We start from the raw sequence: 16,187 nt of genomic DNA, 5'->3' as shown, positions 1-16,187 counted from the left end.
TCTGGTTTATTTCGGCTTATTCAGCCATTAGGAGATATTAAGGGGGGAGCACAAACTCCCCCCAAATTATCCAAGGCGAGCGATTATACAGAGCGAAAAGGATCGCTTCAAACTCAACCAAAAATGAATACTTGAATTAGCTCCATTCAAAGTGTAGTGACGAGAATTTCTCTTGAATTTCATTAATAAATCGATTTGTACTAGAAAGGCTCCAATTTCGAGCGATGTAGTACCCCTCACCTTGATAATCAAACTCAGGCTCTAACTGAGTGCGATATTTTTTGTATTTATCTCCAGTTCCTTTAATTTCTTCATATTTTTTCAGCAATTGAAACGAACAAGCTTTATTATTTCGGAGATAGCTAAAACCAGACTCATCAATTAATTGATGCTCCTCAAGTGCTTTAACTGTATAAAAACCAATATCTGACTTACGGAATCCTTGCTGGTAAGGTATTCCATTAACATACAGATTAAGTGATGAGTGATCTTTTTCATTGCTAACAACTCTCTTTTCCCGATTTTTATGGCGTACCTTTATCTGGTAATCTACCGCTTCGGGAAGAGGAATAATTTGCTCAACATTCAATAAAAGTTTTTCATTTACTCGAAAAGGTTGAAGACGAACACAAGTTATATCCATTCCTATATCATTCATCCACAAAACCGATGTCGTAATCTCTTTAGAAAAACCAAAAGCAGCTAAAACGATACGTGTTTCTTTAGCAAAATCACTATGCTGTGGAGAGTCCCAGGCCAGAAAATCCAACAACGAACTTTCAGCATCAATATCCTGTCCCGTTTGACTCAAAAATTCCCTGTAGGCACTAACAGCCTGCTCCCACGTTAGATTCGAAACCATAGCTGCGTACCGAATCGCCTGAAGTTCCATATGACCACCATCGTCATCCCGCTTAAGCTCTATGACGACGAGATTGGCAGACTTATCGATACCAAGTAAATCAAGGCGGCGATTAGAACCAACAAAATGACTATATTCTTCTGCAATCACTAATGTATCTGGACTAATGGCTCCAATTTGTGATTTTAAAAGACGCTGAATGTCTTGTCGTTCTTTCAGCTTCTCTGCCTCAAATGAAGTCATTTCAACTTCTATTAACCTATCCTGTGTTAATTCATATATTGCCATGTTTGTACTCATATTATTTTTTTAAATCGTTCCTTTGTGCCATATAGTATACATACCTATCCCTACATGTTATTAATGCAATACACGAATTGCAGTATGGCTACTATCCTCATCCATGACTTCGTCGTCGAGTGAATCTTCCATTTGTTGATCGCGCAATATGGAATTGACCGCATTAGCAAAACCATCTTTCATATATTGTTCCATAAAGATACCTTTCGGGTTTGGCCAAGGTAATTGAGCCATCGGCCAGTCACAATGTTCCTTATAAAACCAAAACGCTTTCAGGCGTCCTTTCGCTGTGTCAAAATTCCGGCTCCAATAGGCATTACCTAACCGATAATTCGTGTGGAATTCATCGAAGCTGCCAAAAATTTCATAAACATAATCGGCTGTTTTTAGTATATTTTTCCACGCCGTTTCTTCACTAATATAACCCGCAGCAAAACAATTTCGGCTCAAAACAATCGCTCGCCAGAGATCAAATCCCCAAAGTAAAACGGGCGGACGTTCATTAATTGATCGAGAACATTGCTGTACATATTCCTCTGGCTCTTCAATTAAACTGCCAAGTACCTTAAACATTTCTCCATCGGTAAAAACCGCATCAACCGCAAAACGCTCTGAGTGCATTCCTGCCCATAAGTCATGCAGTACTTTCCAATAATCTTTTTCATTAAGTATTCCCCAATCTGTATAGACTTGAGACTGATGAGGCTCTGCATCAGATAAGGGCAAGATACGGTATTGGTAATTATCGCGAGAAACACGGCTTTTTAAAGGGTAATGTTCTAATGTTTCTGTCCAAAAACCATCGTAATAACAACTAACGATATGCAAACGCAATGCCTGACGCTTTTCTTCCGGCAAAACAGAATACTTTGCCTGTAAGTAATAACGTTTCTGTTCGGTAATAGGGAGATTTTTGATGCGTTGGAAACTGTAAGTGGAGAGATATATACCAAGTAAGCTCAAGCCAATCAAGCTAGCCCAAAGTATATATCCCTTTGAAGATACGTTATTATCATCAAAGATCAGTATCGTTATTCCGGTCGATAATATCCCTAACAAAAGTGTTGCAATATAAAGAGCACTTAAACCAACTGCCTGAATAGGCTTAAGAAATGTCACACTTTTTCTTTCCTTGAGGATATTTTTGATTATCCGAAAACCATTAACAGGAAACCTTCTATTATTCGGGTGGTTTTGCAATAATTCTTTCATTTTTAATCCATTAATTAAGTAAGATGTATTTTGAATTCTTTAATGTTAAAATCTTTTTCTTTCCTAAGTAGAACCATTAGAATAAACCGCTTTTATTATTAATCATTATAAACCATGCCTAATATTAGTAATGGAGAATACTATTTACAGTGTTAATTATGAAGAGTGACATATTCAAACAACATATAATTTTAATTTTCAATATAATTATCCAGATAAATTAACTTAAACCCTCAGATATTATCCAATATTTTCAGTTTTATTTTCTCCGTTTTTCAGCCCATTTTATTGTTCTTATCCACGGATTAATTTTATTTTCAAGTATCCCATCATGACAAGTTAACCACTTTTCTTCACAGGTATGTTACACATCAGACGAGAACTGAACATCATATCGATCCCACTCTCAGGTTAAAAAACATGATAACATTAAAGTCATTAGCATCGTGTTAGGTGTGAGAGGTGTAATGAAAACTATCAATCAAAAAAAGTTACTGGCACAGGCTGAAACAATCTGCCTGTCAAGAGGGGTTCGTTTGACACCTCAACGCCTTGAAATTCTTCGTTTAATCACTGAACAGCCTAGCGCGATAAGCGCTTATGATTTGCTGGATTTATTGCGTGAAGTCGAGCCACAAGCCAAGCCTCCAACCGTTTATCGTGGATTGGAGTTTCTGCTTGAACAAGGTTTTATTCACAAAATAGAATCTACAAATAGCTATGTGCTTTGCCATCATTTTGAAGAGCCATACCATACTTCGGCAATGTTTATCTGTGAATTTTGTGGTTCAGTAACCGAAAAGGATGCAAAGGATATTGAATCAGCTATTCAACAGTTAGCGCAAGGTACGGGATTTCATTTGCGAAATAGCGTGATAGAAGTGCATGGCATGTGTTCTTCCTGCCATGAGATTGAATCCTGTACAGAGCGCGATATATGCCAGCACAATCATTCGGTTGAAGAAAATAAAAAGAAATAAGAAAAAACACTCGAAGCCAAATTGGGCAATGAGGCGGTCATAGCTAATATAATCTTATATTTTTCAAGTTCCCGTTAAACTTAAGTTTAACGGGTTCTGGGAAAAATGACCGCCCCAGAATGGCAAACTGCAATTATCCGCCTTTACAATCAGAACCAGTCCCCGCTACGAATAACGCCGACTGCCAATCCTTCAATAGTGAAATTCTGCTCGCTCAAATCAACAACAATGGGTTTAAATTCCGGATTTTCAGCAATCAGTTCAATTTTATTTCCTGTTTGTTTGAAGCGTTTTACTGTGACTTCATCTTCAATGCGCGCCACAATGACTTGCCCATTATGAACATCCTGTGTTTTATGTACAGCCAGTAAATCTCCGTCCATAATCCCAATGTCTTTCATGGACATCCCACTGACACGTAACAGAAAGTCAGCGCTTGGTTTGAATAATTCAGGATCAACCTTATAGTGACTTTCGATGTGTTCCTGAGCCAGTAGTGGTTCCCCAGCAGCAACACGACCGATCAACGGCAATCCTGCCCCTTCATCTTCTTCAAGCAGCAAACGGATACCTCTGGACGCACCAGAGATAATCTCTATCACCCCTTTACGCGCAAGTGCCTTTAAATGCTCTTCTGCTGCGTTAGGTGAACGAAAACCAAGTCGCGCTGCAATTTCAGCACGTGTTGGTGGCATACCCGTTTGCGAAATATGATCACGCACCAAGTCATAGACTTGCTGCTGCCTGGCAGTTAATGCTTTCATTTCGCCCCCTGTTTGTTTATACAGTCAGACTGTGAGTATATACAGGTAAAGTCGAATTGGGAACCTGTCAGCATGTAAAAGCAGCTAAATAACGTATCTGATGAAAACACACACTACCTCAGTGCATAAAATGCGACCAAAAGATCATTCCCCAAATAAACAACGCCAAAAGTATGGTAAGCAACACAGCTGCAGACCCCATATCTTTCGCTCGACCTGATAATTCATGATATTCACTACCGACGCGATCCACGACTGCTTCTATGGCACTATTGAGGATTTCGACAATGACCACCAGCATAACAGAGCCAATCAGGAGGAGTCTCTCATGTAAGCCAAAATCTAAAGAAAATGCAATAATGATCGCAAGTATGGCAGCAATTGCTTCCTGCCGAAATGCCGCTTCATTTTGCCATGCAGCCTTGATTCCTTTCACCGAATACCCAGCCGCTTTAATGATACGGCTTAAACCTGTTGATTGATTTGCCATAAAAATTTCTTTAATGAACTTCATGATTGTATGGATATATAACTTTTAGCTCTTATTATTGTCTTATTTACACAGATCTCAAAACTTGTTTCTGGTATCCTTGCGATGCATTGCTAACAAGAGGCTTAAAGCAGTTATGTCAGGTTGGCGTAAAATATATTATAAGTTATTGAATTTACCACTAAAATTATTAGTAAAAAGTAAACTAATCCCTACGGATCCTATTGCAGAACTGCGTCTTGATACGACTCGGCCTATTTTGTATATACTGCCGTATCGATCAAAAACAGACTTATTGACTCTACGTCAACAATGTCTGGCGCAAGATCTGCCCGATCCGTTGAACCCTTTGGAAATTGGTGATACACAGCTTCCCAGTTGTGTCTTTATCGATAATGGTCCACGTGTGTTCCGTTGTTATGCGCCAAAACATGAATCTGTGAGAATTTTCCACTCTTATCTGGACTTGCATCACAATAATCCCGATCTGGATATCCAGATGGTGCCCGTTTCCGTCATGTTTGGCCGTTCCCCAGGACGCGAAGGGCAAGAAGGGCATACAACCCCACAATTACGCTTGCTAAATGGCGTGCAGAAGTTTTTTGCGATCTTATGGCTTGGACGGGATAGTTTTGTCCGTTTCTCCACACCTGTGTCTTTACGCCGTATGGCCGACGAGCATGGTACAGATAATATCATCGCCAATAAACTCGCCCGTGTGGCTCGGATGCACTATTCCCGCCAGCGTCTTGCGGCGGTTGGGCCTCGTTTGCCTGCCAGACAGGATCTGTTCAACAAGTTACTGACATCAAAAGCAATAGAAAAAGCGATTGCTGATGAAGCCCGTAGCAAGAAAATCTCTCCCGAAAAGGCAAAGCAGAACGCCATCAATATGTTGGAAGAGATTGCTGCAAATTTCTCCTATGAAACCGTACGCTTGACCGATCGGGTTTTAAGTTGGACCTGGAACCGTTTGTATCAAGGCATCAATGTTCATAACGCCGAACGAGTTCGCCAGTTGGCACAGGATGGTCATGAACTGGTTTATGTTCCATGCCATCGCAGCCATATGGACTATCTTCTGCTCTCTTATGTGCTCTATCACCAAGGGCTGGTTCCACCACACATTGCTGCGGGCATTAACCTGAATTTCTGGCCTGCTGGTCCGATATTCCGTCGTCTTGGTGCGTTCTTTATCCGCCGTACGTTTAAAGGCAATAAGCTCTATTCAACCATCTTTCGTGAATACCTCGGTGAGTTGTTTACCCGCGGTTATTCGGTTGAATACTTTGTCGAAGGAGGACGCTCCCGTACTGGTCGTTTGCTTGATCCCAAAACGGGGACGCTCTCCATGACCTTGCAAGCTATGCTGCGGGGAGAATCTCGTCCAATCACGATTGTGCCGATCTATATCGGTTATGAACATGTGATGGAAGTGGCAACATATGCCAAAGAGCTGCGCGGTGCAACCAAGGAAAAAGAAGGCTTTTTCCAGATGGTTCGAGGGTTGCGCAAATTACGTAATCTGGGACAAGGTTACGTGAATTTTGGTGAACCGATCCCGTTGACACAATACCTGAATCAGCATGTACCAGAGTGGCGTGATTCCATTGATCCAATAGAATCTCAGCGTCCAACATGGCTGACGCCAACAGTCAGTAAACTGGCTGACAATATTATGGTCAATATCAATAATGCTGCCGCCGCTAATGCTATTAATTTATGCACTACAGCATTGTTGTCATCACGTCAGCGAGCACTTACTCGTGAACAACTTATTGAGCAGTTGGATTGCTATCTGCAATTACTGCGTAATGTGCCTTACACTGACGATATCACAGTGCCAAACCAAACCGCAGAAGAGTTGTTAGATCATGCTCTTATGATGAATAAGTTTGAAGTCGAGAAAGATAGTCTGGGAGATATTATTATCCTGCCACGTGAAAGCGCGGTATTGATGACTTATTATCGTAATAATATCCAGCACTTATTGATCCTGCCATCCCTGATTACCAGTATTATTATGCATCACCGCCGCATTAGTCGCAGTGAATTGCTCAGACAGGTAGCGTTGATTTATCCGCTGATCAAGCAGGAACTTTTCATGCGTTACAGCAAAGAAACACTCCCTGACGTCGTCAATACCTTGATTGATGAGCTGGCACGCCAAGGCCTTATCTGCAACAAAGAGCAAGGAATGCTGGTGCTAAATCCTGCGCGTATTCGCCCACTGCAATTGCTGGCAGCTGGCATCAGGGAAACGCTGCAACGTTATGCCATTACACTCTCTTTGTTGAATGCCACACCTGAAATCAGCCGTGGTGTACTGGAAAAAGAGAGCCGGATGCTGGCACAACGTCTGTCAGTTCTGCATGGCATCAATGCGCCGGAGTTCTTCGACAAGGCAGTTTTTGCTTGTTCGGTCAATACGCTGCGCGAAGAAAGTTATATTCAAGACAGCGGCGATATGATTACAACCAGTGCCCAGGAACTCTATCATGTATTGAGTGAGCTGATGTCACCTGAAATTCGCTTGACGATTGAAAGTGTTAGTATGCCACCAGAACAAAATGAACCTGCACAGGTAACACAAGAACAGCAATAACGACACCAAACAGGTCAGAAATTAACGGGCGGATTACCGCCCGTTATATTAAAGCTACACCCTATTAGACATAGCTAAAAAAAACGCCGAGGAATAGAACTAAACCGACATAGTTGTTGTTCATAAACGCTTGAAAACAGCCAGACCTTTCCCTATTTGTGAGCAATTTATGCTGATAAACGAATAGTGCTGTTGCCAATAATACCGTCCAATAATATATTCCCCCCAGATTCACCATCCCGCCAACTAAAACCAAAATGCCCAGCATGATGAATTGCAGAATGCCAATGATTAGTTTATCAAAACGTCCGAAAAGTACGGCTGTCGATTTCACCCCGATTTTCAAGTCATCGTCACGATCAACCATTGCATACTGCGTATCATAAATTACAGACCAAATGATGTTGGCTAAAAATAATAGCCAGCATTCTAAAGGTAAAGATTCACTGACTGCGGCAAACGCCATAGGAATTGACCAGCCGTAAGCAGCACCTAACACAACTTGTGGCAAGTGACTAACGCGCTTGACAAAAGGGTAAACCCACGCCAGTGCCAGCCCAACGACTGACAATGCAATCGTCATTTTATTCAGTGTCAGAACCAGTGCGAAAGAAATGAGTATCAGTGTGGCAAACAAGATTTTGCTTTCTTTTTCGGTAATATCGCCACTGGGAAGAGGACGAGATTTTGTCCGTTCTACATACCCATCAAATTTTCTGTCTGCGAAATCATTAATGCAACATCCCGCAGCACGCATAAAAAACACACCGAGAGTAAATACTAACCCTATGTGCAAATCTGGCATACCTTTTGCGGCAATCCACAATGCCCAATATGTTGGCCATAATAGTAATAATGTGCCAATGGGTTTATCGATACGCATTAAACGGCAATAAGCATGCCATTTATCCCGCGTCATACTGACCTTCAATCTATTTCTCCCCTTTAGTTCTGTTGATCTTAATTCTATTTATATACAGGTGAATTCAGTAAAAAAACCTCTGTGAGCAGCAGTGGCTTACCCGACAACCTCAATAAAGAACGGCGTGCCCAACGATCCCCCTGTCGGCCTATTTGAATATAATCCCGTGTTAAATTATTACCACTAAAAAGATAACGTCCAAGTGGAACAGTGCCTACATCAACCAATTTTCTATCTGGGCCAGTGAGTGTTTCCCCAGGAATAACTGTATGTCCCAAAAGCCACGGGATATTATCCCCATACAAGACAATTTCACGTAACCAATATTTTTCACTTACAGGTAAGTGCTCACTTTCATCATTTAACTCTGCCAGAGTGATAAAACCTTCCCGGAAAGGAGCAACCGATACCTGCTGACAATGTTGTTCAAAGCGACGTGTCATTGAGCCTACTTCCATCAGCCAACCTAAAACAGATTCAGGCAGAAGGTCAGTCTCATTTGATGATAACCAGTGGATGGGGGTTGAATTTAATATTGTGTCATCTGCCATATCATTTTCCCATTGCGGGGAATATCAATTTCCCCGACAGCACAACGAATGGGGAGTGAGGATATCATGTTGCAGACCAATAAAATTAAAAGTTGATAACAAATTATGTAAATCACAAAAAAACTCACCTTAATAACAACAGTTATTAAGGTGAGAAAAGATTAGATAATATGAAAGTTCAGATTAACGCCACGCTTTGAATTGATTAATCAGGCCATTTGTGGAGCTGTCATGGCTAGTTACAGCTTCTGCGTCGTGCAGTTCAGGCAGGATACGGTTCGCCAATTGTTTGCCCAATTCTACGCCCCACTGATCAAATGAGAAGATATTCAGAATGGCGCCCTGAACAAAGATTTTATGTTCATACATCGCAATTAATGCTCCCAAACTGAATGGGGTAATTTCACGTAATAAAATGGAGTTGGTCGGGCGATTACCTTCAAACACTTTGAATGGCACAACATTCGCCACGTCTTCAGCATTTTTTCCTGCTTGTGCAAATTCAGCTTCCACTTGAGCCTGTGTTTTACCAAATGCCAATGCTTCCGTTTGTGCAAAGAAGTTGGAGAGCAGTTTGCTATGGTGATCGCTCACTGGATTATGGCTCATTGCTGGTGCAATAAAATCACACGGGATCAATTTAGTTCCCTGATGGATAAGCTGGTAGAACGCATGTTGACCATTGGTGCCAGGCTCACCCCAGATAATCGGTCCTGTCTGGTAATTTACCGGATTGCCATCACGATCGACGTACTTACCATTTGATTCCATGTTGCCTTGTTGGAAGTAGGCTGCAAAACGGTGCATGTATTGATCATAGGGCAGAATCGCTTCAGTTTCTGCACCAAAGAAATTGTTGTACCAGATGCCGATCAGTGCCAGCAAAACAGGTATGTTCTGCTCGAAGGTAGTTTGCTCAAAATGTTTATCCATTGCATGAGCGCCGCTCAGCAGCTGTTCGAAATTTTCATAACCAATGGAAAGCGCAATAGATAAGCCAATTGCAGACCAGAGCGAATAGCGCCCCCCTACCCAATCCCAAAACTCAAACATGTTTTGGGTATCGATACCAAATTTTTTCACTTCATGTTCATTGGTAGATAATGCCGCAAAATGTTTCGCGATATGCGCTTCATCAATAGCACTTTGCAGGAACCAATGACGGGCAGAATGCGCGTTAGTCATCGTTTCTTGCGTAGTAAACGTCTTAGAAGCAACCAAGAACAAGGTAGTTTCTGGATCCAAGTTCTTTAGCGTTTCGGCAATGTGGGTTCCATCAACATTAGAAACAAAATGCATATTCAGGTGATTCTTATACGCTTTCAGTGCCTCAGTCACCATATAAGGGCCAAGATCAGAGCCACCAATGCCAATATTGACGACATCTGTAATGGCTTTGCCTGTATAGCCTCTCCACTCGCCACCGATGATACGTTCACTGAATGATTTCATTTTCGCCAGCACCGCATTGACTTGCGGCATCACATCTTCCCCATCCACCATAATCGGGGTATTACTACGGTTACGTAGGGCAATATGCAGCACCGCACGATCTTCAGTACGATTGATTTTCTCACCAGAGAACATACTGCGAATTGCGCTGGCTAAATCAGTTTCTTGCGCCAATGCTTGTAATTTCTCCAGTGTTTCTGCGGTAATGCGGTTTTTGGCGTAATCCACCAGAATTTGCTGATCAAATGTCGCAGAAAATGCCGTAAATCGTTTTTTATCCTGTTCAAACAGATCCCGCAAATGCACATTTTTCATTTGCTCAAAATGCTGTTGCAATGCTTTCCAGGCTTCGGTCTGGCTGGGGTTGATGCTTTTCATGAATAATGCTCTCTATCAACTGTCAATAACAATAGGAATGCACAGATTGTAACGGCTTAATTCTGTGATTAATCTCCTTTTCCTTGTAATTACTGATATTGGTCAAAATAGTTCATGATTTCCAGTCTTAATTGTTGAGATAGGCAAAAACGATAATTTCCTTTCCATCATGAAAATTATTTATGCTTCATCGTCAAACATTGACTCCGTACGCCTAACCCGATATTTCTAAAAGCCTATTCTCTGAACTATTCTCCGAACAAAAGGTTATCATCCATGTGTGCTGTTTCATCTCCTAACTCGCAGTATGTAGTAGCAAAATTTGGTGGTACTAGTGTGGCAGATTTTGATGCCATGAATAATTGCGCCGACATTATTTTGGCGGACACAAATGTCCGTGTGATCGTTCTGTCAGCGTCCGCGGGCGTAACCAATTTGCTGGTTGCATTAGCAGCTGGCTGCGAGAGTGACAAACGGGAGAACTACCTAAAACAGATCCGTGACATTCAATACGCCATTATTGACCGATTGAATGAAGCCGATGTGATCCGTGAGGAAATTGATCGTCTGCTGGAAAATATTGAGATGCTGTCAGAAGCAGCATCGCTCGCTACTTCAGAAGCATTAACAGATGAATTGGTTAGCCATGGCGAAGTCATGTCCACCTTATTGTTTGTAGAGTTGCTACGTCAACGCAATATGGGCGCCGAATGGTTTGATATTCGTCGGATCATGCGAACCAATGATAACTTTGGGCGGGCAGAGCCAAATATACTCCAGATCCATACTTTGACAATGGAACACCTTCATCCTCGCCTGAACGATACAATCGTCATCACTCAGGGGTTTATTGGCAGAGAAGAAAAAGGTCGTACAACTACGCTGGGGCGAGGTGGCAGTGATTATACCGCAGCCTTACTGGGTGAAGCACTTGGTTTACAGCGTGTGGATATCTGGACAGATGTTCCAGGCATCTACACTACTGATCCCCGTATTGTTCCTACAGCCAAACGCATCAATAAAATTGCTTTTGATGAAGCAGCAGAAATGGCAACCTTCGGTGCCAAAATCCTCCATCCTGCCACACTACTACCGGCTGTTCGCTGTGGTATTCCGGTATTTGTCGGCTCCAGCAAAGAACCACAGGCAGGCGGTACAGTAGTCTGTGATAAAACAGGAAATCCCCCACTGTTTCGTGCATTGGCCTTGCGCCGCAAACAAACTTTACTGACATTACATAGCCTGAAAATGCTACATGCCAGGGGCTTTCTGGCAGAAGTTTTTACCCTACTGTCACGCCACAATATTTCAGTAGATTTGATTACCACATCAGAAGTCAGTATCGCCCTGACGCTGGATACCAAAGGTTCCACCAGCACTAATGGCAACCTGCTGACCAATGCGTTACTAACTGAACTTTCTAAATTGTGCCGTGTGGAAGTCGAAGAAGATATGGCTTTGGTGGCGATTATCGGTAATGAACTTTCACGGGCAAAAGGCTTGGGAAAAGGGATTTTTGGCGTGTTGGAACCATTTAATATTCGTATGATTAGCTGTGGTGCAAGCAGCCATAATGTCTGTCTGCTCGTTCCTGGTAACGATGCGGAACAAGTCATTCAGACATTGCATCAGAGTTTGTTCGAAGAATAACAAAATAAAGTCAAACATCGTGCCAGAAAACCCGTATAAGAAGCGGGTTTTCTTGATCTTGCAAAGAGGATAGTTAAGCAACCCACAACACATCGGATGTGTTTTTCCCCTCTTTATCAGCCATAATAAGAAAACGAAAATAAATTCCATTTTGTGTCTATCGCAGCTCCTATTGCTGCAAACAGACTATTACTCAGAGGGAATCTTATGAGCACAGCCGTTGCTAGCAAACGCACAAAAAAGACTAAGATGACGACAAACAGTACCGCTGCAAACGGTCAGGTTCAATCTTTAAGCCGAGGGCTGACACTTTTGGAATATATTTCCGATTCGCCTGTTGGTGTTACCTTGACTGATCTGGCGATACAAGCCGGTCTACCCAACTCCACTACTCACCGTCTTTTGACCACCTTGCAGCAACATGGTTTTGTCCGCCAGATAGGTGATTTAGGGTTATGGGTGATCGCTTCCCATGCTTTTGTCGTTGGTAGTAGTTTCTTACAGAGCCGTAATCTGATGGTGCTGGTTCATCCAATATTACGTCAATTAATGGAAGATTCCGGTGAAACCGTCAACCTAGCCATCCTAAATCTTGATGAATATGAAGCCGTGATTGTCGATCAAGTGCAGTGTAATGCGCTGATGAGAATGTCCGCGCCTATTGGCGGTAAGCTACCGATGCACGCTTCCGGCGCTGGAAAAGCTTTATTGTCTACCCTATCTGAACAAAAACGCCTCCAATTGCTACATAAAAAAGGGATGCACGCTTATACCCAACATACCTGTACCACCGCCGCAGCATTAACAGAAAATCTCCAACAGATCCGCAAGCAAGGTTTTTCATTTGATGATGAAGAACATGCGTTAGGATTGCGCTGTATTGCTGCCTGTATCTATGATGAACATCATGAAGCCTTTGCCGCTATTTCCATCTCCGGCCCAGTATCACGTATCTCTAATGATCGAGTAACTGAACTTGGTGCTCTTGTTATGCGGGCAGCAAAAGCAATTAGCCGAGAATACGGTGGAATTAAGTAATTTTTGCTAAGATCCCGGCTAAAAAGCTGATTTGTTTTGTTCCCGCTGGGCCAATGACCAGTGGGCTGCCAAACAAAGAAAAAGTTCGTATTCGCCAGCTTTATGTTGAAGGTAAAGTTGACCGCCAAACGCTACTGGAAGCTGAAGCAGCCTCCTATCACAGTGTAAGAACCTGCTCTTTTTACGGCACCGCCAATTCCAACCAAATGGTGATAGAAATCATGGGACTACATTTACCAGGCGCTTCTTTTGTCCACCCCGCCCCCCATTACGTGGGCGTTAAATGATGCCGCGGAGTGGCATTAGTCATTCGAACAGCAGGTTGTGATATCAATTTATTGATCATGTATAATCTTTCTATTTGGAGAACATTCAAATGGCAAAGATTGATGTAACCTGCCCCGCTTGTCGTGCGTTTAAAGGGATCCATCGCAATGGGCGCTCACGTTCTGGTCATCAGCGTTATCTTTGCCAATCCTGCCGTCATTCCTGGCAACTTGAGTTCACTTATGCCGCATGTCGCCCCGGAACCCATAAGCAAATCGTCGATATGGCCATGAATGGCATGGGATGTCGGGCGACAGCGCGGGTGATGGGGATTGGCCTAAATACCGTGCTTCGCCACTTAAAAAGCTCAAACCCAAATCGGTAACAGAAGCCATTGCACCCGGCACCGAAGTAATTATCTGCTGTGAAATGGATGAACAATGGTCGTACGTGAAGTCAAAGAAACCGCCGCGCTGGCTCTTTTACGCCTACGACAGGACAAGACGAAAAGTGATCGCACATGTTTTTGGTTCAAGGACAAAGAAAATATTAATGCGCCTGATGGCCTTGCTGGCACCTTTCAATATCGTTATTTATATGACAGATGGCTGGAAAAGTTATGAAAAAGCATTGGCAGGGAAACTGCATGTGGTCAGTAAGCGTTATACCCAACGTATAGAGAGGCATAATCTGAACCTTCGTCAGCATTTGGCAAGACTGACGCGAAAAACATTATCTTTTTCAAAATCCATAGAAATGCATGACAGAGTTATAGGATATTATCTGAACATTCATCACTATCAATAAATTGTAGTCATAACCAAGAGTTGAAAGATTATTTATTTCAGAGGTTTTTTTATAAAAATCTCTGATAGCTTCAATCTCTTTTTTGCCTATTATTTCAGGTATTACAACATAACCCTGTTCGTACATTTTTTTTGTGATATTCATATTGATACCCTTAATAAAATTAATAAGCTGACTCAGATTGGTAAATCATTTCTTTGAATGTAATACCAAGTTGCTCAAATTCTTTAAAGAAAGATGGGAATGAACAATGGACATCTTCATAACCATCAATATAATTAGCTTGTTTACAACGTAATGACGCTACAAATAAAGACATAAAAATACGATGATCCCCCCAACTAGAAAGTCTACAATTTCCAGAATAGGATGATGCTCCATGAATTTCGAAACCATCATAAACATCATTTATAATCAAGGGGTTAATTTTAACACCCAATTTTAGTAACTCGTTTACCATTGCTTTTATTCTTGGCGATTTATGAAGACGGGTTATAGATCCTCCGGTAACTCTGAAACAGCCGTTGACATAAATTCCTATTGAAGCTAATGTAGGTACAATATTAGGGCAGTTACTGACATTAAATTCATAGTTTCCAGTTAGTAAACCTTTTCTATTAATCAACCTAATTTCGTTTTTTTTGATCATTTCTAATAACTTCTACTCCCATTTCTTCAACAAAGGCCAGAATAGCCTGCTCACCTTGTAAGCTCTTACTATTGATATTTTTAAGTGTCAAATCACATGGAAATAAAGTCGCCACTGCAACCAGATAAGAACACGAAGTGTAATCGCCTGTTATTATATATTCAGCAGGACTATATTCACCAGGGAACACCGTAATTTGGGAGAAATTTTCATTATGCTTAAATTTGATTCCGGCTATTGCAAGAACTTCTAATGCCTGTCGAATATAGGATAATGATAGGATCTCTCCTTTGATTTTTACTGTAGTACTTTTTTTAGCAAGAGGGACTGCGAAAAGGATTGCTGTAATAAACTGGGAACTAATGTTTCCTTCGATTTCGTATTCACCACCAATATACCCTCCCCAATTGATGAAAGGTGCTTTTCCGTTCATATGAACACTGGTGATGTTTCCACCCAATTCAACAAGTGAATTCAGTAAAGGTTCCATCACACGAGTTCTGAGAGTTGCATCACCCGATATCACAGCGGGAGTTTCACTGTGGCAAGCAAGGACGGTTATTACACGGAAGACCAGCCCGAACCGAGAGCATCAATGACTTTTTTTCAGGGCTAATTTTACCACCAGTTCCATAAATAATTAATCTTCTCGGCTCCTCAATAATTCTGGCTCCAATACTGCGACATGCTTCCTTCATTGTACTGGTTTACAGACAACGTAAGTCATTATTAATAATTGACTTACCATCAGCCAAGCTGGCAGCCAGATATTTTAATGACAACATAACTTTACTTTTTCTTTCATAATAATAATATTTCAGAAAAATTAAATACCCCGATTTTTGGTAAGTGAGTGTTTATAAAACCAAATATGAAATGCATTTTTATGTAATCTAACCATATTATTAAACTTTAATTTTTTTTAATTTTGCAAGATGGAATTAAAATATGACCTCCTTGTTTTATTATCATGTAAGCCCTAACAATTGTACTTTTCAGATATTAAACAGCTTATATACATCTTTAAAATTTAATAAATTCATTTATGAAAGCACCTGAGTAGTCATCTTAAAAATTGCTTCTCTCAGGAGAAACTCATCTCTGAAAATTGCGGTTCTAAAAGCCATTTGCCTATTAATTAACTTATTAAATTAACTGATAATGAAACGGTAGATTTGATGTATACCTCTACACAAATTGTGGCTTATATCTGGGAACGCTAGCAGATTGTTTTCACTGTGGTAGGAATGGTTCTGTTGC

Annotated in this window: 14 protein-coding genes and 1 pseudogene; 6 read left to right on the top strand and 9 right to left on the bottom strand. The window is 41.4% G+C overall.

The window, feature by feature from the left end; translation table 11 throughout:
• Positions 1-136 precede the first annotated feature (136 nt).
• Positions 137-1,150 carry a PDDEXK family nuclease gene (locus tag BDE27_RS18695; RefSeq protein WP_099131487.1) on the bottom strand — a complete coding sequence of 338 codons (1,014 nt, stop codon included), beginning with the start codon at positions 1,148-1,150 and terminating at the stop codon, positions 137-139.
• 72 nt (positions 1,151-1,222) lie between these two features.
• Positions 1,223-2,281: a DUF1266 domain-containing protein gene (locus BDE27_RS18690; protein WP_244208843.1), complete on the bottom strand. Its 1,059-nt coding sequence runs from the start codon at positions 2,279-2,281 to the stop codon at positions 1,223-1,225.
• A 560-nt stretch (positions 2,282-2,841) separates the two neighbouring features.
• Between BDE27_RS18690 and zur the strand changes: the two genes are divergently transcribed.
• Positions 2,842-3,354 (top strand): zinc uptake transcriptional repressor Zur, encoded by a 513-nt coding sequence (gene zur, locus BDE27_RS18685; RefSeq protein ID WP_099131485.1) that lies wholly within the window; start codon positions 2,842-2,844, stop codon positions 3,352-3,354.
• Positions 3,355-3,503: 149 nt separating this feature from the next.
• On the opposite strand, the gene lexA is transcribed toward zur, so the two are convergent.
• Positions 3,504-4,118: a transcriptional repressor LexA gene (gene lexA / locus BDE27_RS18680; protein ID WP_099131484.1), complete on the bottom strand. Its 615-nt coding sequence runs from the start codon at positions 4,116-4,118 to the stop codon at positions 3,504-3,506.
• A gap of 118 nt (positions 4,119-4,236) precedes the next feature.
• On the bottom strand, positions 4,237-4,608 hold the full coding sequence (locus BDE27_RS18675) for a diacylglycerol kinase (protein ID WP_099131483.1): 372 nt from the start codon (positions 4,606-4,608) through the stop codon (positions 4,237-4,239).
• A gap of 136 nt (positions 4,609-4,744) precedes the next feature.
• Here BDE27_RS18675 and plsB point away from each other — a divergent pair, with 136 nt between their 5' ends.
• On the top strand, positions 4,745-7,213 hold the full coding sequence (plsB, locus tag BDE27_RS18670; RefSeq protein WP_099131482.1) for a glycerol-3-phosphate 1-O-acyltransferase PlsB: 2,469 nt from the start codon (positions 4,745-4,747) through the stop codon (positions 7,211-7,213).
• Positions 7,214-7,277: 64 nt separating this feature from the next.
• On the opposite strand, the gene ubiA is transcribed toward plsB, so the two are convergent.
• The 3 genes from ubiA to pgi all read right to left on the bottom strand — a co-directional run bounded on the left by ubiA (position 7,278) and on the right by pgi (position 10,516).
• The gene (gene ubiA, locus BDE27_RS18665; protein WP_099131481.1) at positions 7,278-8,132 is read right to left on the bottom strand and encodes a 4-hydroxybenzoate octaprenyltransferase; all 855 of its coding nucleotides are present in this window, start codon (positions 8,130-8,132) and stop codon (positions 7,278-7,280) included.
• 47 nt (positions 8,133-8,179) lie between these two features.
• On the bottom strand, positions 8,180-8,686 hold the full coding sequence (ubiC, locus tag BDE27_RS18660; protein WP_099131480.1) for a chorismate lyase: 507 nt from the start codon (positions 8,684-8,686) through the stop codon (positions 8,180-8,182).
• 183 nt (positions 8,687-8,869) lie between these two features.
• The gene (pgi, locus tag BDE27_RS18655) at positions 8,870-10,516 is read right to left on the bottom strand and encodes a glucose-6-phosphate isomerase (RefSeq protein ID WP_099131479.1); all 1,647 of its coding nucleotides are present in this window, start codon (positions 10,514-10,516) and stop codon (positions 8,870-8,872) included.
• Positions 10,517-10,792: 276 nt separating this feature from the next.
• Here pgi and lysC point away from each other — a divergent pair, with 276 nt between their 5' ends.
• The 4 genes and pseudogenes from lysC to BDE27_RS18635 all read left to right on the top strand — a co-directional run bounded on the left by lysC (position 10,793) and on the right by BDE27_RS18635 (position 14,278).
• Positions 10,793-12,166: a lysine-sensitive aspartokinase 3 gene (gene lysC, locus BDE27_RS18650; RefSeq protein WP_099131478.1), complete on the top strand. Its 1,374-nt coding sequence runs from the start codon at positions 10,793-10,795 to the stop codon at positions 12,164-12,166.
• Positions 12,167-12,373: 207 nt separating this feature from the next.
• Positions 12,374-13,204: a glyoxylate bypass operon transcriptional repressor IclR gene (gene iclR / locus BDE27_RS18645; protein WP_099131477.1), complete on the top strand. Its 831-nt coding sequence runs from the start codon at positions 12,374-12,376 to the stop codon at positions 13,202-13,204.
• Between the two features lie 32 nt (positions 13,205-13,236).
• Positions 13,237-13,464 (top strand): annotated as a pseudogene (locus BDE27_RS18640) (dihydroxy-acid dehydratase domain-containing protein); the annotation flags it as partial.
• Positions 13,465-13,580: 116 nt separating this feature from the next.
• Positions 13,581-14,278, top strand: a protein-coding gene (locus tag BDE27_RS18635) for an IS1 family transposase (RefSeq protein ID WP_244208842.1) whose coding sequence is annotated in 2 segments (ribosomal slippage) — positions 13,581-13,830 and positions 13,830-14,278 — 699 coding nt in all. Because the reading frame shifts where the segments join, the coding sequence is not laid out codon by codon here.
• 163 nt (positions 14,279-14,441) lie between these two features.
• On the opposite strand, the gene BDE27_RS20250 is transcribed toward BDE27_RS18635, so the two are convergent.
• Positions 14,442-14,927: a 3-phosphoshikimate 1-carboxyvinyltransferase gene (locus BDE27_RS20250; RefSeq protein WP_208638617.1), complete on the bottom strand. Its 486-nt coding sequence runs from the start codon at positions 14,925-14,927 to the stop codon at positions 14,442-14,444.
• Positions 14,905-15,453 (bottom strand): 3-phosphoshikimate 1-carboxyvinyltransferase, encoded by a 549-nt coding sequence (locus tag BDE27_RS20245; protein WP_274540015.1) that lies wholly within the window; start codon positions 15,451-15,453, stop codon positions 14,905-14,907. The genes BDE27_RS20250 and BDE27_RS20245 overlap by 23 nt, the downstream gene beginning before the upstream one ends.
• Between the last annotated feature and the right edge of the window lie 734 nt (positions 15,454-16,187).

Source organism: Xenorhabdus ehlersii (assembly GCF_003610465.1).
Classification (GTDB): Bacteria; Pseudomonadota; Gammaproteobacteria; order Enterobacterales; family Enterobacteriaceae; genus Xenorhabdus; species Xenorhabdus ehlersii.
Note: the sequence above shows the minus strand (reverse complement) of the source record. Positions and strands in the feature narration are given on the sequence as shown.